The sequence below is a fragment of the Hymenobacter sp. CRA2 genome, from assembly GCF_002007105.1.
Classification (GTDB): domain Bacteria; phylum Bacteroidota; class Bacteroidia; order Cytophagales; family Hymenobacteraceae; genus Solirubrum.
The window spans coordinates 231,355-247,613 of sequence record NZ_MVBC01000009.1 but is presented as its reverse complement, the minus strand read 5'-3'; the positions used below and the strand labels follow the sequence as shown (position 1 = coordinate 247,613).

Below are 16,259 nucleotides of genomic sequence, written 5' to 3'. Positions count from 1 at the left end.
AACACGAAAAGTCGAGTACTAACGTCCACTGGCTTACAGAAAGCGGTTGAGCGGTACGTAGTCCTTGATGTATGTGGGAATGATGTTGCGCCAGCTGGCCGGAACGGCTTTGTAATCGGTCATACCGAAGCTGGGGTTGGTGTTGAGGTCGGTGAGGCGTCCTTCGGCTAAGATGGTGCGCAGCCGGCCGTCGGTGATGTAAGCTTTGAAGAAGTACTTCATTGCCACAATGTGCTCGGCATCGGCGGGCTTGTAGTCGAGCACAAACCGACCGAACTCTTCTTCGAGCAATTCATCTTTTGACTTAAAGGACGGAATACGACCAAAGGCTTTTTCCAGCACCTCGCGCACAGTCAAGCGGCGATCCAAGCCAGCCGCTCGGCGCAACTTGTCGAGGTTGAAGTATTCCTGAGGTTTATCGAAGAAAGTTTTGATCAGGTATTCGGTAGCCTGTTCCCACTGCCCGGCTTCTACTTGGTGGCGTAGGACGTCGTCGGCCGTTACTTTGTCTTCGAATTTTTCGAAGAACATACGGTCAATTTTCATCCCCTCTAGGCCAATCTGCTGCTCCTGCAAAGTGCGTACAGCATCAGTTTCGGTAACCTCATAGGCACCAACCGGCGGCTGGCTGCCGCCGAAGTCGTCGTTGGGCTTGGCAGAAGTGGTGCGAGCCGGCAGCTTCAGGATTTGGTCGTAATCGAACCTCTCTTCAAAGTATTCGCAATTAGCGAAGAAGTCGAACAGTTTGAAGGCCGTTTTGTGCGGGTGGCGCACGAGTTCGCGCTGCTCTTTGTCGAATAACTCATCCAGAAAATTGTGCTTGCGGGTGCCCCGGCCTTTCATCTGCACGAATTCCGAAGGCGAGAAGATGGGCCGCATTAGGGCCAAATTCAAAATATCCGGGCAGTCGTAACCAGTTGTCATCATACCCACCGTCACGCAGACTCGTGCCTTGCTAGTGCGGTACTCGGGCAGGAAGTTGGCGCTGCCCAGCAGCCTGTTGTTAGCGAAGTTGATGGTATACTGTTGGGCGCCTGGAACATGCGAAGTCACTTGCACCGCGAAATCAGATTGATAACGGCCAGGGTAAAGCTTGTCAGCTAACACATTCAGTACCTGCGTCAGCTTGGCGGCGTGGGCTTGGCTCACCGCAAACACAATGGTTTTGCCGAACTCGCCACTGACTGGGTCACGCAGACCGTGTTTTAGCAGCGTTTCGCAAAACACAATGTTTGTGTTCTCCGAGAAGAACTTCTTCTCAAAATCGCGTTGGAAGTACGTTTCCTCCTCGTCTTCGCCGTTGGCCTCGTTTACTACGCTTGCTGCGTAGCCTTCATCCGACAATAACTGGGTCGTGATGTCGGTGCGGGCGTCTACTACAAGCGGGTTGATTAGAAATTCATCGCTTACTCCATCCAGCAGTGAGTAACGAAACGTGGGCTGGCCTGATTCGCAACCGAAGGTACGATAGGTATCCAGTAGCATTCGGCGCTCCAACTCTCGCGGGTCGCGGGTTGTGGGTTTTTCCGCATCGAAATGCTTGATGTAGTCGCGGGGCGTGGCCGTGAGCCCCAGCTTGTAGCCAATGAAGTACTCGAAAACCGCCCGCGCATTGCCGCCGATGGAGCGGTGAGCTTCGTCGGAAATCACTAGGTCGAAGTCGGTGGGGGCGAACAGTCGTTGGTACTTGCCATTGAAGAGCAACGACTGCACCGTAGTAACTACAATTTCGGCCTTGCGCCAATCATCGCGCTGCTCTTTGTAGATAACCGACTTGGCATCGTTCTTTAGGAGCTGCACGAAAGCTTTGTTGGCTTGGTCCTCAAGCTCGAGGCGGTCTACCAGAAAAAGCACCCGACGAGCATTGCCAGTGCGCAAAAAGAGCTTAATGATGGCAGCGGCCGTGAGGGTTTTGCCGGTGCCGGTGGCCATCTCAAACAGAAAACGGCTGCTGCCTTCGTTCACCGCTTCCTGTAGCCGCCGCACAGCGCGCAGTTGGTAAGGGCGCAGGAAGCGCAGCTTGTTCTTCTCGATAAAGCTTGACCGCTCCGCTTCGGACTTCCAGCCTGCTTCGTTAGCATAGTTAGGGAGTTGAGTGAGAGTGATATAGTCGCTCTCCACAGCTTCGTCCACCAACTTCTGCGGGTTGGGCTCGAACTTCTTGTACCCAGCTACTGAATCCGGCCCTGGAAACTTCGAAATTACCTGTGGGTTACCCTGCGTCAAGTCCCAGAAGTAGTGCAGGTTGCCATTCGAAAGCAATACAAACCGGCAGTTTTGCGAGCGGGCGTACTTGCGTGCTTGCTCTTTGCCAACCAGCGGGCTTTTGTCTTCAGCCTTGGCTTCTAATACAATCAACGGCGCGTTCTTCTCGTCTAGCAGTAGAAAGTCGACAAAGCCGTTCTTGGTGCTTTCGAAGTCATCGCCCAACGCTGATACTTGTGACGTGGTCAGCTTGACGTTGGGCTCTAACACGATATTAGCCTGACCAGCTTCTGAATCGAAGAACCTCCAACCGGCCTCCTCTAACAACTTATTGATCTTGATACGAGCGGTAGCTTCTTTGTTAGGCATAAAGCAGCGTAGTGGTAGATCAAATGTAGCAGGTTACCTGGCGTAGAATCAAGAAGCAGCCTCTTCACAGACGGGAGCAGGTCAAGACTACCCGTAATCTAACAACATGGGCAGGAAGCCCGATAAAGAAGGCAGTTGTTTAAACCAACGTTTAAACCAAAAGCAAATCAGCCACCCAGACTCTCGTCTAAGTGGCTGATTATGAGTGAGCGGGAAACGAGGCTCGAACTCGCGACCCTCAGCTTGGGAAGCTGATGCTCTACCAACTGAGCTACTCCCGCGGGTATTTGGTAAAGCAAAAATACACAGCCTGAAGGAATATACAACGTAGCAGGGCTGAATAGACCGATTAATAGTCAACGCTCAAGAACTGTTAATAAACCGCTGTATCAGCAGCATATGGCCTATTATCTGGGCTAGCATTGACACATTTGAGGGACAACGCTTCGGGGAATATTGCGTTGATTTAGACCATGAAGTCCTCACTTTCTCCTTTTTCGCGCCGCGTAGTAGGGTTGATGCTGGTTGTAGCAGGAGGGTTGCTGGTAGCGGCGCAGGTATTGCGGTTTGCCGTGACGGCAGTAGAATGGAGAGGTAGCGGCTGGGCCGGCACCAATACGACTTACCTGGGACTGACGGTGCTGATGCTAGCCGTTGGTATTCTGATTGTACGCTACGGCTGGCGCATGCGCCAAGACGGGCGCATTTCGGACGAGCCTGGCAAAGGGCGTATTTCCTGAGGCACTATGGCGGATGAACCACGGCGGCCTCTCTGGCGGCTGATTCTCGGTGTGCTGTTGATGGCGTACGGCGTACTGATGTTGGCGGCCAACGTGTACGGAATGGTGCTGATGGGCAGCTTGGCTGCTTTGGGCCTCGGGCCTGTGCTGATTGGAGTGGTGGCGCTGTTCATCGGTTGGCGCCTGTACCGCGTTGACTAACTTTGGGCGCATCCTAATTTCTTGCCTATGTCGTCACCGCTTCGCATTACTTCGGCCAAACGCACGGCGGCCGTTGCTGCCCAACTCGCTGAATTTGGCCGGCAGAGCTTCCACGACACCTACGCCGCGCAGAATACCCCCGAAGACATGGCGCTGTATCTGGCCGAAACCTTCGGCCCGCAGCAGCAACTGGCCGAACTCCACGACCCGCACACGTTCTTCTTTTTGGCCCTGATGCAACAGCAGCTGGTGGGTTACGCCAAGCTCTACATTGGCTCGGGGCTGGGAGCGGAGGCGGGCGCCGATGTGCGCACCCGCGCCGAGCTGCAACGGCTCTACGTGCAGGAGGATTGGCAGGGCACGGGTCTGGGAGCAGCCTTGCTACGGCGCTGCATCGAGGAAGCCCGTACGCAGGGCTGCCGCACGCTGGTACTGACGGTTTGGGAGAAGAACCTGAAAGCGCAGGAGTTCTACCGCCGCAAGGGCTTCAAGCAGATTGGCGAGACGGAGTACCGCGTCGGCAACGACGTGCAGAACGATTTCATCTTGCGCAAAGGCCTGTGAGAGGACGGCGCTCCGCGGTATGCCGCCGATGTGGGCTGGTGCTTGCACTGCTAAGCAGTGTGTGGGCTGCACTGTCGGCTTGTAGCCCAACCGCGGAAAAGCGGCGTCCTGCGCCTGTTGGGCGTTACGAAGGCACGCTGACGTACCACGGTGCCGAGCTGCCGGTGGTCGTGCAGCTGTACCAGGATTCTGCTAGCCGCAGGGTGCAGCTCCGGCTGCAGGTGGCGCAGGTGCCGCTGTATGCGCGAGTGTTCGACAGCGTAGCGTATCAGGCCCCGGCGCTGACGGCGCATTTGCCGGGTGGTACCCGCTTGGCGTTGCGGGAAGAACCTAACTTTTTAACGGGAGCTGTTTGGCTCAACGATACGCTCCGGGCCGAACTTGTAGCCGTGCGGCGCGGGGCGGCCGACGCACCAACCTTCGCGGTGGTGCAACCACCGGCCGATGGGGCTCCGCCACCGCTCCGCTACTGGCTGCCTCTCGACACCCTGTCGCAACAACCGGCAGTACTCCTGTGCCCCGATGCGGCTGCGACTGGCGCGGCATACGGCTGGGCTGCCTGGCTGGCCGACCAAGGCACGGTGGTAGCCTTACTGGCGCTTCCGCCCGCGGCCCCGGATTCGATAGTGGCGCAAAACGTGACGGCCGCTATGCAGCACCTGCGGCACAATGACCGCGCCCGAATAGATTCGACGCGAGTAGGTATCTGGGCAATGGGCACAGCAGCGCGCGGAGCCGCAAGGGCCATGACAGCTGCCCGAGCACCGGGAGCCGCATTTCTGTGGCTGCAGGGCGCGGCTTTCGAAATGGCTGACCGCACCTGGTTGCGGCAATTGGGACGCCGGCGGGTGCCCGTGCTGGGATTGTACGGTGGGCGGGATACGACAATTAACGTGGCCGAAAGCAGTCAGCTGCTGCGTAGCGCGGTAGGGCGACGTGGACAGTCCAGCATCAGCGTATACGCCGGGGCCAACGCGCAGCTCCTGATGCCAGCCGATACTGCCGGGCAGTGGCCGCAACTGCCGCCCAACCTGCTGCCCATTCTGCAGAAGTGGGTGGGCGTAACCCGCTAATTACGGCCTGATCAGTAGCGTTGCTGGACCACGCGAAAAAGGCCTGACTTCGGTTTATACCAGCAACAGGCCTTTTTCGCGCAGCAACAGCCAAGCCGGGGAAATCAGCCAGGCTTCGAACGATAGGCCTGCTTCGGCCGCCGGAAAGGTAGCGGCGGCTTCTTTGAGCAGCAGCTTGGTATCGTAATCGACGGCGAGCTGGGTAAGCAGGGCCTGCAGCCAGCGGCCAATGACCGGCGTCGTCTTCAGCTCAAAGTCTTCGGCCTGCTCGTAGAACGTGAGCACCGCCTGCTCCACGACGCGGCCTTTTTTCTGCTTGGTTTCCAGGCGCAGCTCTGGCGCGTTGCCCAGCCAGAACAGCCGTTGGTTTTGCTTGGCCAAGTCCGGTTTGCCCGGTTCCGTCAGCGCCGATTCCACCAGCTGCCGCGGTACGGTGGGGCGGGGCACGCGAAAGTCGAACCAGAACTGCAGGGGCTCGTTCAGGGCTACGCCGTGCATGTAGTTGTACAGGGCCTTGGCCAGGCCGGGGCCGAACTGCTCGTGGTCGGCGCCGGTGGGGTCGTCGTGCCACAGATCGTTCCAGGCGAAGTTGCCGGGCTCGGGGCCGATTTGCCGCACCTTGTACTTGGCCGGGTTTTTACCCACGGGCGAGTGGGCCGTCATGGCGAAGCGGTGCCAGTAGCCCGACTGCACAATGCCGGTCGCAAACAGCTGACGCACGACTTCCAGCGAGTCCACCGTTTCCTGGGCGGTTTCGGTAGGGAATCCATACATCAGGTAAGCGTGCACCATGATGCCAGCCTGGGTGAAGCCTTCCGTCACGCGGGCGACCTGGGCGATGGTGACACCCTTTTCCATCAGGGCCAGCAGGCGGTCGGAAGCCACTTCCAGCCCGCCCGACACGGCAATGCAGCCCGAGGCGGCCAGCAGGCGGCATAAATCGGGCGAGAAGGTCTTCTCGAAGCGGATATTGCCCCACCACGTGATGCTCACGCGGCGTTTGAGCAACTCGATGGCTAGGTCGCGCAGGGCGAGGGGCGGGGCCGCTTCGTCGACGAAGTGAAAGCCCGTCTGCCCGGTTTGCCGTACGATTTGCTCGATGCGGTCCACCAGCAGGGTGCTGGGCGCGGTTTCGTAGCGGCTGATGTAATCCAGCGTCACGTCGCAGAAGGAGCAGCGCTTCCAGTAGCAGCCGTGGGCCACCGTGAGCTTGTTCCAGCGGCCGTCGCTCCAGAGGCGGTGCATGGGGTTCAACACCTCGATGACCGAGAGGTAATCCGCTAGCGGCAGGCCGTCGTAATTGGGCGTGCCTACCTCGGTATGCGGGATGTCGGCGCTAGTGGCTTCGTTGTGGTATTCCACCTGGCCGGTGGCAGAGTTGCGCAGGAAAGTGCGCTGGAAGGGAGGTTGCCGGCTGTCGGTAGGAGAAACCAGCACGTCGTGGAGAGGTGTAACCGGCGTATTCCGCGCGTGCGCCTCACCCCCCGGCCCCCTCTCCGAAAGGGAGGGGGAGTAGAATGTATCCGCCATCAGCACGCGAGATACCTCGGCAAGCTCGGCATTACGTTCTTTTTGGTCGGCTTGGACTGCCTTTTCAGCTGCGAAATGCTCCAGCAGCTTCAGCCAGGGGCCTTCGCCATCGTCGAGGGTTAGGTAGTCGATGTAGTCGAAGAAGCGCGGCTCCTTGATGCCACGCAACTCGGTATTGGGGTAGCCGCCGCCCATCAGAGTACGCACGGCGGGGTTTTGCTGCTTGGCGTACTGGGCCAGCCGCAGCGCGCCGTACAGGTTGCCGGGGAAGGGCACCGTGAAGCCGATAACCGTGGGCTGCTCGCGCTCCAGTACTGCCGCGAAGCACTCCAGCATGATTTCGTCCACCAGGTTCGGGGCCGTTTGCAGCGCGTCGTGCAGCTCGTCGAAGGAGGTGGCGGTGAGACCCAGGTGCTCGGCGTAGCGCGAGAAGCCGAACTGCGGCCCGACGGTTTCCTTGAGCAGGTCGGCGAGGTCTTCGAGGTAGAGCGTGGCCAGGTGCCGGGCCTGATCAGTGAGGCCCATGGTGCCGAAGGCTGACTCCAGATCGGCCACGTTGTCGAAGCGGGCGGCTTCGGGCAAAAAGCGGCCGTGGCAGATGCGCGAAGCCAGCGTCAGGTCCTTGTTCTGCAGGAAGCGGATAACGGGCTCCACCGTGCTTTCGTAACGGCGGCGCAGGCGCAGCATCCGCTGAGCATTGTCGCTGAGCTCAAACGCGCCGGCTTCAATGGCGTAGAACACGCGGCGCAGCCCTGCAGCCGAAAACAGCCGCAGCACCAGCTCAATACCGATATCCGCCTGTGCCACATGGCAGCCGCGGCCGCGCAGAAAGCCCGTGAGGTAGGCCGTGGCCGGGTACGGGGTATTGAGCTGCGTGAGCGGCGGGGTGATGAGCAGGATGCGGGAAGTAGATGTCGTCGGCACGGGGCAACAACCGCCACGCGGCGGCAAAGGTGCCCGCAAAGGTAAGTGCGCCCAAGTCGTTAGGCTCAGGCGCACCTATTAATGAGAATAAGGCTTGCAGAAGAAAGGAAGGCTACATCTTCATACCGCCCATGCGCATCAGCGGGGCGTTCAGGCGCAGATACAACTGGGCCGATACCGGCGTCTTGCCGTAGTAGCCGCGGATTTCGGCATCGGGGCGGTACACGGTGCCTTGCGCGCCCAGATGTAGCTCCGGGCCTTTCTGGCCCAGCTGCGCCAGGCGGTAGCTGGTGCCCAGTGTGAGGGCATGGATGTTGAAGGTGGTTTCGCTCTCGTGCAGGTGCACCACATTCAACTCGTCGGGGTCCTTCTGCACGAACTCGTAGCGGCCGTAAAACGTCGGCCGGCCCAGCGTGAGGTTCGTTTCGGCCAGGGCGGAATGCTCCCGGCCGTGGCCCGATTTGTTCATGCCCCAGATCAGGGAAGACGCCACAAAGCGGTAATCAGCCCACTGCCGGCTGTGGAGCACGGCGGCGGTAGTGCGCGTCACGTCGTCTTCGGGGTGCAGTTCCTCGGGGCTCTTGAGCCAGGCCTGACCAAGCTGCACCGACAGCTCCCGCGTGGGGTTCCACTGCAGGCGCCCCGACCACGAATCGGCGCGCGGCCGGTCGAAGTCGTAGCGGTTTTCGTCGGGCTCCCGGCCGGTGAAGTTGCTGGCTTCGAGCTTAAATTGGCGGTAGCGCAGCCCCAGCGTGGCCACCCCGAAGGTAATGTGCGTGGCATCGACCCAGTGGTGACCCAGCGGCGCGTCGGGGTTGGGCATGGCCGATATGCGGTGCATAAAGGCCGTCGGGCCCACGGCCGGCTCGCCGGGGTAGCCCAGGTACAGGCTCAGGTCCACGTCTTCCGAAAAAGTGTGGGTGTAGCCGATGCTCAGGGCCGAAAACAGGTCGTGGGGGTGCTGCCGGTCGTAAAGCGTCTGGCCATTGTAGGCCTCGCCCGACTGAAACAGCAAGGGGTAGCCGTTTTTGCCCTCGGTGAGCGGATCCAGCGAAATCATGGCCGTCAGGTTCAGCAGCCCGCGCTGGCCAATGTTGCGCTGGGCCATGGTCATAAACCAGTTGGGCGCGTCCCAGGTGCTGCCGCCGCGCTGCCCACCCGAGCGGCCGATGTTCTGGTTGGTGTAGCGGCCAAAGACGGCGCCGTGGTTCATCACCATCCACTTGCCGTGGTGGCTCATCCACATGTACATGGGCGTGGCGTCGGGTTGCCAGGCCGTACCCGAACCGTTGCGCGACATGGGCAGGTTGCGCGAGTAGGCGTGCGACATGCTTTCCATCCCGCCGTGCTGCATGCCGCTCATGTGGTGGGCGGTGTCGGGTGCCATGCCGGGCATGTTGTGGCCCGCGTGCTGGCTGTGGTCCATGCCCGGCATGGGCGCGGCGTGGCGCTGGTGGGTAGTATCGGCGGGCGGCGCGGTGGGGGCGGGGTGGTGCTGATGCTGGGCGGCAGCGGCCAGGGGCAACCACAGCGCCAAAAGGGACAAGGCAGGCTTCATAAGGCTCGGACATTGGGGTAGCTGAAATACCCCGATACCGGGCCTAGGGTTGGTGCATGATTACCGTTCCCGGCGTACGACTTTCGGCACTACCAAAGCCGCGTCAGGCAATCTGGTCCAGCGAAGTGCGCTGCGGGTTAGCCCGGTATTCGGTCACCGTCTGGCCCGTCACCTGGCGAAACTGCGTGCTCAGGTGCTGCGACGAGCTGTAGCGCAGCTCCTCGGCAATTTCGGCCAGCGTCAGCTGCCCGTAGCTCAGCAGCTCCTTCACCCGCTCGATTTTCAGCCGGATGAGGTATTTCTCCAGCGTGATGCCCACCAGCCGCGAAAACAGCTTGCTCAGGTGGGCGTAGGAGGACTCAAACCGCTCGGCCAGAAATGCCGACGTGGTCAGGGGCACGCGCGCCGTGCGCAGGTGCTCCAGGTAATCGGCCAAAGCCAGCTTCACTTGGTCTACCAGCTGCTCGTCGCGGCCCTGCAGCAGCTCGAAGCCGGCTGCTTCCAGCAGGGGCTTTAGTTGGGCCTGGTCGGCAGGCGTAGCTTCGTCGAGCACGGCGTGGCCCAGCGTCACCTCCTGCGGCTGCAGGCCTGCATCAGTCAAAATAGCGTGCACCGTGCTGATGCAGCGCGGGCAAACCATGTTTTTGATGTGCAGCTCGGTGGTCACGATTTCGGGTCTTTCTCGGCCGGACGCGGGGCGTAGCGGGCGGGCTTGGGGGTGTTGGCGGCTCGGGGGCGGCGCGTAGGCTGCGGCGTGGGGGCTTCGGCCCAGGTCCGGCCAAACCAGTTCTCGGCCGCCCAATTGACAAACGGTACCACGGCCAAAAAAGTGACGCCCAACAGCACAAACCACACGAAGGTGGCGCCCATCAGCCGGCCAAAAAAGCCGCTGGTCAGCCCGAATAGGTACGCCACCAGCGCAAAGGAAAGTACCAGACTCACCGCCAGCAGAATACCGGCGCGGCGAACCAACGGATGAGCAAGTAGGGGAGCCTTGGGGGAGCGACGACGCGGAGCAGCCATGCAGCAAAGATAGACCGTCGGCGGTCAACCAATTAGCCCCGTTGGCGTTTGTGCTAGCACCTGCGTTGCCGCAGCTCTTGAGCGGCGCGTATATTGTCCCGACCTCAACCTTACTCCTTACTTCCATGAACACCTCCCTCCACCTGCTGCGGACCCTGCGCTACGCGGGCGCGGCTGCGCTGCTGGCCGCTGGGCTGACGGCCTGCAACACCGGCACCGAAACGGGCGACACCAACGTAGAGCGCGGCACCGATAAAATTGCCCTCGACCCGGGCGCCCATCACCCCACCGGCGGCGTCGACAGCGCCCGTATTCAGCAGGACACGGCCGTGAGCAAGCAGGAACGCATGTACGAAGGCGGCAGCGAGCGGAAAGACCGCGACAACGACGGCAAGGCCGACTAACTGCTGTACGCCAACAACGAATAAGCCCCGCCGGCAGCTGCCGGCGGGGCTTATTGCTTAAGACAGACCGAGAAGCTGACTAGCGGAAAGAGAAGCCGCTCGGGCCGATGCCGACGCTGAACGAATCGACGGGGGCGCCGCTGGTGTTGTAGCGCACGGTGCGGCCATCGGTGGTGTAGTTGCCCACGCCGCCGTACAGCGTACCATCGGTGGGGTCCACGCCGATGCCGTTCAGGCGGCGCCGGATCAGGGCCGTAGTGGGCAGGGCCGTGGCGGCGGCGCTCATGCGGTACACGGCCCCCTCATAGCGGTAATACAGCTGCTGCCCGTCGGGCGACACCTGCAGGTTGGTGGCCCCGCCGCTGGCGAAGGGCAGCTCCAGCCGGCCCGTCGTCGGGGCGGCTGGGTTCAGGCGCACCAGCTTGCCCGGCGTGCTCGACAGCACGTTGTAGGGCGGCACCGGGTTGTAGCGCGTCAGGCCGCTGCACAGCACCCAGATGTTGCCGGCCGCGTCTTTCGCCAGGGAGTTCGGTCCGTCGGCAATGGAGAGGGTCGTCTCTACCTGGTTGGAAGTCGTGTTGATGACCGTGAGGGTGTTTTCGTCGGAGTTCGGCACGTACAGCTTGCCGTTGAGCAGCAGCGGCTGCTCGGGCAGCTTGCCCACTGGCACGGTGGTCGTCACGGCGTTGGTGCGCAGGTCGACAATGGATACGCGGCCGGTTTGGCCGTAGGCTACCCACTCCGTGACGAAGCCCTTGTTGTTATCGGCCGCCAGATAACGCGGCAGGGCCAGGCCCGTGACGACGCCGGCTGAGCGGAAGTCGGGCAGATTCACCACTTCCACCTTGTTGCCGTTGTTGACTACCACGTAGCCCTTGTTGCCCACCACGCTCATCGACTGCACTACGTCGCCGAGCGTGCGCGAATTCACCCGCAGAAACGGGTCTTTCTCGCTGGCTTTGGTCGACTTGATGTACAGGCTCACCGAGCCGTTGGGTGTGCCGAACTGGCCCTCGTTGACCACGTACACCGAGTCGTGGCGAATGGCTTGCGGCTCGGGCTGCTGCGGCTGCGGGTCTTCTTTCTTCTTCGGCTCGCAGCTGAAGAGCAGGCCCGACAAGGCCAGCCCGAACACCGGGGCCGTGCGCAGGAGAGAAAAGGTTTTCATGCGGAGAATAAGGTGAGTGAAATGAGGTGTTAGGGGTATCAGTACCAGCTGGCGCGCAGGCTCAGGGCCGCGGAACGCAGCGGCATGGCCCGGAAAGCGTAGTTCTGGTAGGCCGTGTTGGTGAGGTTGTAGCCCTGCACCAGCGCCGTCAGCTGCCAGCGCTGCACGCGGAAGGTGCGTCCGGCCGAAGCGTTCAGCAGGGCGTAGCCGGGCAGGAAAGTGGTGGCCGAGGCGTCGGTGTAGCGGTAGCTGGTCAGGGCCAGGCTGCTGGTCAGCGTCCAGCCGCGCCAGCTTTGGTCCACGGCCACGTTGCCGGCGTGCAGCGGCACGTAGGCCAGCTGCACGCCGCTTGGGTCTTCATCCACGGCGTAGCCGCTCACTTTCTGAGCCTGCGTGAAGGCGTAGCCGAGGCGGCCCGTCAGCTGGTAGCGCCCGGCCGCGTAGTGCAGCTGGCCGCTGAATTCCAGGCCTTGGGTGCGCACCTGCCGCAGGTTGCGCGGGCTCCACTGGCCGGCGTCGTTGGGTATCCACTGTACCCAGTCGTCGACCAGCAGGCGGTAGGCCGTCACGTCGACTTCGGTGCCGATGGCGCCGATCCGGCCCCAGCGGGCTTCGTGGTGCAGCCCGCCTTCGTAGCCAAAGCCCGTTTCGGGCAGCAGGTTGGGGTTGCCGGTGGGCCAGTACCGCTCGTTCAGGGTAGGGGCGCGGTAGCTGCGGGCCACGTTGCCCTTCAGCCACAGCTGCTGCGCGGCCGTGCGCCACAGCTCCCACTCGGCGCCTAGCGTAGGGGCCAGTGGCGGGCGGCGGTGGGGCAGGGCGGCCTGCCGGGCGTTCAGGGTAAGGCGCAGGCGCGGCGTGGGGTCGTAGCGCAGCAGCCCGAAGCCGGCGAAGCGCCACTCCTCGATGCGGCGTCGGTACCCATCCACGTCGGCCACCAGCTGCTGCACTTCCGCGCCCAGGCGCAGACCCAGGTTCGGCGCGGCCTGAAAGGTGTGCTCGGCCTGCGCCTGGCGGTTTTGGGTGCGCGAGTGGCTGGTGCGCATCGAGTTGTCGCCGTAGTCAATCAGGTCGCCAAACCAGGCGGCGCGCACGGCCGTTTCGCCGCGGCGGTGCTGGTGGCGGTAGCCCAGCAGGGCCCGGGCGCTCTGGTCCACTTCGCGGGCTGCACGGTTGGCTGAGCCAATGGCGGGCTGAATCTGCCGGTCGGCACTGGTTATCCACAGCGCTCCGAGCAGCTCGTCGTGGGCACTTAAGCGCAGGCTGAGGTCCTGGGTGAAGCTGCTTTGGTTAAGGGCCGCGTTTTCCTGCCGCCGCCACACCGTGCCGCCAAGCTCGGGCGCGGCGTAGCGGAAATCGTTCTGTGCTGTGCGGTGCATAAAGCCCGTGCGGATGCTCACGCTGCTGTCGCGCTGGCTGCCCTGAAAGCTCAGGGCCCGGTGGCCAAAGCTGCCAGCTTCCACCATCCCGCTGACCTGGGTGCCAACGGGCGCGGCCTGGGCGCCGAGCACCACCGCGCCGCCCATGGCGCCGGTGCCGTACAGCGCCGCCGCCGGGCCGTGCTGCACATCGATGCGGCCTACCGAGGCCACCGGCAGCAGGGCAAAGTCGGCCTCACCCAGCGTGGGGAAGTTCAGGGAAAAGCCATGCCAGAGCACGGCCGTGTGCCGCGCCGAGGTGCCGCGGATGGATATCGACGCTAGCTGCCCCGGCCCGTAGGTCTTCACGTACAGCGGCGAGCGGGCCGATAGCGCATCGGCCACGGTGCCGGCCTGGTAGGGCGCCAGCGCCACCGAATCGAGCGTGGTGAAGCGGCTGCCAGCGGCATAACGGGCCGGGCGCAAGGCTTGCACCTGCACGCCGGGCAGCAGATGACGGGCCGTATCAGCTGGCGCCGGGCGGGGAGCTTGGGCCCACGCCGGTAGCTGCAGGCTTAGGCTAAGCCAAGTCAGAAGCAGCCCGCGCTGCCGCAGAGGCCGCGCCAGGGAGAAGAAAGCATACATCCGAACCAAAGTTTTCGGGGCCGAAAATTTCGGTTCAGAACCCTGCCGCCAGCTCGTGAAAGCCGCCCGCCGGGCCGAGTCAGAATCAGGAAAAAATGGGCTGGAGCCGCGTAGCTACCCGCCCGCAATGATTCATTCTCCGCCCGTCCTCCGCAGGCGCCGAACACTAAGATGTGCAGGGGCAGGTCTCCTGACTTGCTTCGCGTCGGGCGGCCTTCCCATCCCTCCGGCGGCCTAATGAAGGCCGCCATCAGCGGAACAGTGGCGAAGAGAGGCCCGACGCATGGTAATGAAGCTCACAGTTGCGGGGACAGTCGCCGAATTTCACGGCATTCCCTTTTCAGCCGCGCCCCCCAATCGGGGTCTGGCCACCCATGCAGCGGCAAAGATAATCACGGATTTAGCCGCATTAGCTTCGCTGAACTTCGTTTCTCCGGATTGTACGGATTTTGTGGCCGGTCGGCACAGTCTTGTTACTGACTGTCATGGCTTTGTGCGGTTGATGAATACTGCGTCGGGAGCGAAACACCAACCGCATCACCGGCCATAAATCCAGGCCAAGCGTACAGCCTGCGCATGAAACTCCCGCTCGCCTATTACCAACAACCCGATGTGGTAGCCATTGCCCGCGACCTGGTTGGTAAGTACCTGTTTACGCGCATCGATGGCGTCCTCACCGGCGGCCGCATCGTCGAAACCGAGGCTTACGCCCATATCGACGACCAGGCCTGTCACTCGCACCTCGGCCGCTTCACCAAGCGCACCCGCGTGATGTACGAGGCCGGTGGCGTCGCCTACGTGTACCTGATTTACGGGCGTTACGCCTTGTTCAATATCATCACCAACGTGGCCGGTAAGGCCGATGCCGTGCTCATTCGGGGCCTCGAACCCACCGAAGGCATTGCCGAAATGCAGCTGCGGCGGGGCCTGACTACGGCCGCGAAAAACCTAACCGCCGGCCCCGGTCTGCTCACGCAGGCGCTGGGTATTCAGGTCAGTCACTACGGTACCGATTTAAGCGGCGACCTTATCTGGCTGGAAGACCACCAGGAAGTCGTGCCCGCCGCTGACATCGTCGCCAGCCCCCGCGTCGGTATCGACTACGCCGGCGCCGACGCGGCCCTGCCGTGGCGCTTCCGCATTAAGGGCAACCCGTGGACCAGCCCGGCCAAGTGATTAAGGAAGAAGGATGGATGAACAAGGAAGATTAATGACGGATACCGGAACTACCGTTAGAAAAAAAAGAAGGACGAACAAGCAGCTTGTTCGTCCTTGTTCATTCATCTTTTTTCCTTAATCACGGCGCCAGCCGCTCACAGACCAGCACGATGAGGCGGCCGGTGAGGTCGGTGGTAGCCAGCAGGTAGGTGGTGCCGCCTTCGCGAATACCGGTGCGGTAGCGAAATTCGGCCACCGAATCCGGGAAGTTGCGCGTGGTGACGTGGGCACGCTGCTCGGGGCCCAGGTGCGCCAGCAGCTCTTTCTTGTCGTAGCGGCATACGGCTCGGCAGCGGAAAATGCGGCCGGGGAAGTCCTCGCGCAGCTGGTTGGAAGTGTAGAGGTGACTATGCTGATGCAGCTTCAGCAGGCTGTAGCTGGTGCCCACGCTCTTGAAGCTGCCCGCCTTGAGCACGGCCACGTTGGGCTCGTAGATGTAGTCCTGCGGCTCGGCGTAGCGCGGAATGGCTTTTGCCTCGCGGGTTCGGTTCGAGCGGAATGTTTGCTCACGCCCGTCGCGCAGCAGGTTCACCGTCAGACGCTCGGGGTCCACGGCGGGCTCCTGGCCGAGTTCGTAGAGCACTTCCTTGCATTCGTTGTCCACGGCCACCACCCACAGGCGGCGCACGCGACCCAGCTCCTGAATGGCCTGGTCCACGTCGAGCATAGGCGAGGTTTTCAGCAGAATGCGGTCGGACTTACGCAGCAGCAAAGGCAGTAGGCGCAGTACGTCCGGCTCGCAGTCGGCCAGGCGGAAAATCTTCTTGTCGGCCGTGTCGCGCCGGGCCGGATCGAGGTAGATCCAGTCGAAGTGCCCGTCGGGTTGCTCGCGCAGCCACGCCGCCGCGTCGCCCACGTGGTAGTGCACGTTGTCGATGCCGAGCACCTCCAGGTTGTGCTGCACCACGCCCACGAGCTGCGCGTTGCGCTCCACGTAGTGCACCTCGCTCACCGTGCCGGCAAAATGGCTGGTGTCCACGCCGAAGCCGCCGGTAAGATCGGCTAGGCGCGTGCCTCCGACCAACTGGGCCTTAAATGCAGCCGAACGCGCCGACGAGGCCTGCTCCACCGACAGCGCCGGCGGAAAGACCAGATCAGGGTTGGCTGCCCAGGTCGGAATTTTGGTTTTGGCCTTCTGACGGGCCTGAATCTGCCGCACCAGCTCGGGCACCGGCAGATTGGGGTAACGGCGGGCCTGCAGGGCCAGCTTGGCAGGGTCGTCGTGCAGGTGCTCGGCCACGTATTGCCGGGCCGCCGCCGACAGGGGAACGTCCATCACAAC

General features: G+C 62.3%; 14 protein-coding genes, 1 tRNA gene, 1 pseudogene and 1 riboswitch. Of the genes and pseudogenes, 6 read left to right on the top strand and 10 right to left on the bottom strand.

Features of this window, described 5'->3' with window-relative positions; genetic code table 11:
- Positions 1–33: 33 nt before the first annotated feature.
- The 3 genes and pseudogenes from B0919_RS15795 to B0919_RS15790 all read right to left on the bottom strand — a co-directional run bounded on the left by B0919_RS15795 (position 34) and on the right by B0919_RS15790 (position 2,855).
- Positions 34–2,121 carry a DEAD/DEAH box helicase family protein gene (locus tag B0919_RS15795; RefSeq protein WP_410503628.1) on the bottom strand — a complete coding sequence of 696 codons (2,088 nt, stop codon included), beginning with the start codon at positions 2,119–2,121 and terminating at the stop codon, positions 34–36.
- 102 nt (positions 2,122–2,223) lie between these two features.
- Positions 2,224–2,574 (bottom strand): annotated as a pseudogene (locus B0919_RS26075) (type I restriction enzyme HsdR N-terminal domain-containing protein); the annotation flags it as partial.
- A gap of 208 nt (positions 2,575–2,782) precedes the next feature.
- A tRNA-Gly gene (locus tag B0919_RS15790) sits at positions 2,783–2,855 on the bottom strand.
- A 192-nt stretch (positions 2,856–3,047) separates the two neighbouring features.
- On the opposite strand from B0919_RS15790, the gene B0919_RS15785 reads away from it, so the two are divergent.
- The 4 genes from B0919_RS15785 to B0919_RS15770 are packed head-to-tail and all read left to right on the top strand — an operon-like array spanning position 3,048 to position 5,152.
- Positions 3,048–3,314: a hypothetical protein gene (locus B0919_RS15785; RefSeq protein WP_139362168.1), complete on the top strand. Its 267-nt coding sequence runs from the start codon at positions 3,048–3,050 to the stop codon at positions 3,312–3,314.
- A gap of 6 nt (positions 3,315–3,320) precedes the next feature.
- Complete coding sequence (locus tag B0919_RS15780) at positions 3,321–3,515, top strand: hypothetical protein (RefSeq protein WP_078013238.1); 195 nt, start codon at positions 3,321–3,323, stop codon at positions 3,513–3,515.
- Positions 3,516–3,542: 27 nt separating this feature from the next.
- Complete coding sequence (locus B0919_RS15775; RefSeq protein WP_078013237.1) at positions 3,543–4,079, top strand: GNAT family N-acetyltransferase; 537 nt, start codon at positions 3,543–3,545, stop codon at positions 4,077–4,079.
- Positions 4,080–4,117: 38 nt separating this feature from the next.
- Positions 4,118–5,152, top strand: a complete 1,035-nt coding sequence (locus B0919_RS15770; protein WP_176133074.1) for a hypothetical protein — start codon at positions 4,118–4,120, stop codon at positions 5,150–5,152.
- A 54-nt stretch (positions 5,153–5,206) separates the two neighbouring features.
- Here B0919_RS15770 and B0919_RS25725 read toward each other — a convergent pair whose 3' ends face one another.
- From B0919_RS25725 to B0919_RS25320, 4 genes are all read right to left on the bottom strand, one after another.
- Entirely contained in the window at positions 5,207–7,606 is a 2,400-nt protein-coding gene (locus B0919_RS25725) for a B12-binding domain-containing radical SAM protein (protein WP_254846594.1), read from the bottom strand.
- Between the two features lie 112 nt (positions 7,607–7,718).
- Positions 7,719–9,164, bottom strand: coding sequence for a hypothetical protein (locus B0919_RS15755; RefSeq protein ID WP_139362166.1), 1,446 nt, complete (start codon positions 9,162–9,164; stop codon positions 7,719–7,721).
- Between the two features lie 103 nt (positions 9,165–9,267).
- The gene (locus B0919_RS25325; RefSeq protein WP_176133073.1) at positions 9,268–9,831 is read right to left on the bottom strand and encodes a helix-turn-helix domain-containing protein; all 564 of its coding nucleotides are present in this window, start codon (positions 9,829–9,831) and stop codon (positions 9,268–9,270) included.
- Complete coding sequence (locus B0919_RS25320; RefSeq protein ID WP_176133072.1) at positions 9,828–10,187, bottom strand: hypothetical protein; 360 nt, start codon at positions 10,185–10,187, stop codon at positions 9,828–9,830. The genes B0919_RS25325 and B0919_RS25320 overlap by 4 nt, the downstream gene beginning before the upstream one ends.
- A gap of 125 nt (positions 10,188–10,312) precedes the next feature.
- On the opposite strand from B0919_RS25320, the gene B0919_RS15745 reads away from it, so the two are divergent.
- Positions 10,313–10,591 (top strand): hypothetical protein, encoded by a 279-nt coding sequence (locus B0919_RS15745; protein ID WP_078013234.1) that lies wholly within the window; start codon positions 10,313–10,315, stop codon positions 10,589–10,591.
- A gap of 79 nt (positions 10,592–10,670) precedes the next feature.
- On the opposite strand, the gene B0919_RS15740 is transcribed toward B0919_RS15745, so the two are convergent.
- Positions 10,671–11,759 (bottom strand): YncE family protein, encoded by a 1,089-nt coding sequence (locus B0919_RS15740; protein WP_078013233.1) that lies wholly within the window; start codon positions 11,757–11,759, stop codon positions 10,671–10,673.
- A 38-nt stretch (positions 11,760–11,797) separates the two neighbouring features.
- Positions 11,798–13,759 (bottom strand): TonB-dependent receptor, encoded by a 1,962-nt coding sequence (locus tag B0919_RS15735; RefSeq protein ID WP_078013232.1) that lies wholly within the window; start codon positions 13,757–13,759, stop codon positions 11,798–11,800.
- Between the two features lie 162 nt (positions 13,760–13,921).
- Positions 13,922–14,150, bottom strand: a riboswitch (cobalamin riboswitch).
- A gap of 185 nt (positions 14,151–14,335) precedes the next feature.
- Between B0919_RS15735 and B0919_RS15730 the strand changes: the two genes are divergently transcribed.
- The gene (locus tag B0919_RS15730; protein ID WP_078013231.1) at positions 14,336–14,935 is read left to right on the top strand and encodes a DNA-3-methyladenine glycosylase; all 600 of its coding nucleotides are present in this window, start codon (positions 14,336–14,338) and stop codon (positions 14,933–14,935) included.
- Between the two features lie 121 nt (positions 14,936–15,056).
- Here B0919_RS15730 and B0919_RS15725 read toward each other — a convergent pair whose 3' ends face one another.
- Positions 15,057–16,253 (bottom strand): THUMP-like domain-containing protein, encoded by a 1,197-nt coding sequence (locus B0919_RS15725; protein WP_078013230.1) that lies wholly within the window; start codon positions 16,251–16,253, stop codon positions 15,057–15,059.
- Positions 16,254–16,259 lie beyond the last annotated feature (6 nt).

Excerpts from the sequence above, each read along its gene's own strand:
- B0919_RS15785 (WP_139362168.1), top strand. The coding sequence starts at position 3,048 with ATGAAGTCCTCACTTTCTCCTTTTTCGCGCCGCGTAGTAGGGTTGATG.
- B0919_RS15780 (WP_078013238.1), top strand. The coding sequence starts at position 3,321 with ATGGCGGATGAACCACGGCGGCCTCTCTGGCGGCTGATTCTCGGTGTG.
- B0919_RS15775 (WP_078013237.1), top strand. The coding sequence starts at position 3,543 with ATGTCGTCACCGCTTCGCATTACTTCGGCCAAACGCACGGCGGCCGTT.
- B0919_RS15755 (WP_139362166.1), bottom strand. The coding sequence starts at position 9,164 with ATGAAGCCTGCCTTGTCCCTTTTGGCGCTGTGGTTGCCCCTGGCCGCT.
- B0919_RS25320 (WP_176133072.1), bottom strand. The coding sequence starts at position 10,187 with ATGGCTGCTCCGCGTCGTCGCTCCCCCAAGGCTCCCCTACTTGCTCAT.
- B0919_RS15745 (WP_078013234.1), top strand. The coding sequence starts at position 10,313 with ATGAACACCTCCCTCCACCTGCTGCGGACCCTGCGCTACGCGGGCGCG.
- B0919_RS15740 (WP_078013233.1), bottom strand. The coding sequence starts at position 11,759 with ATGAAAACCTTTTCTCTCCTGCGCACGGCCCCGGTGTTCGGGCTGGCC.
- B0919_RS15735 (WP_078013232.1), bottom strand. The coding sequence starts at position 13,759 with ATGTATGCTTTCTTCTCCCTGGCGCGGCCTCTGCGGCAGCGCGGGCTG.
- B0919_RS15730 (WP_078013231.1), top strand. The coding sequence starts at position 14,336 with ATGAAACTCCCGCTCGCCTATTACCAACAACCCGATGTGGTAGCCATT.
- B0919_RS15725 (WP_078013230.1), bottom strand. The coding sequence starts at position 16,253 with ATGGACGTTCCCCTGTCGGCGGCGGCCCGGCAATACGTGGCCGAGCAC.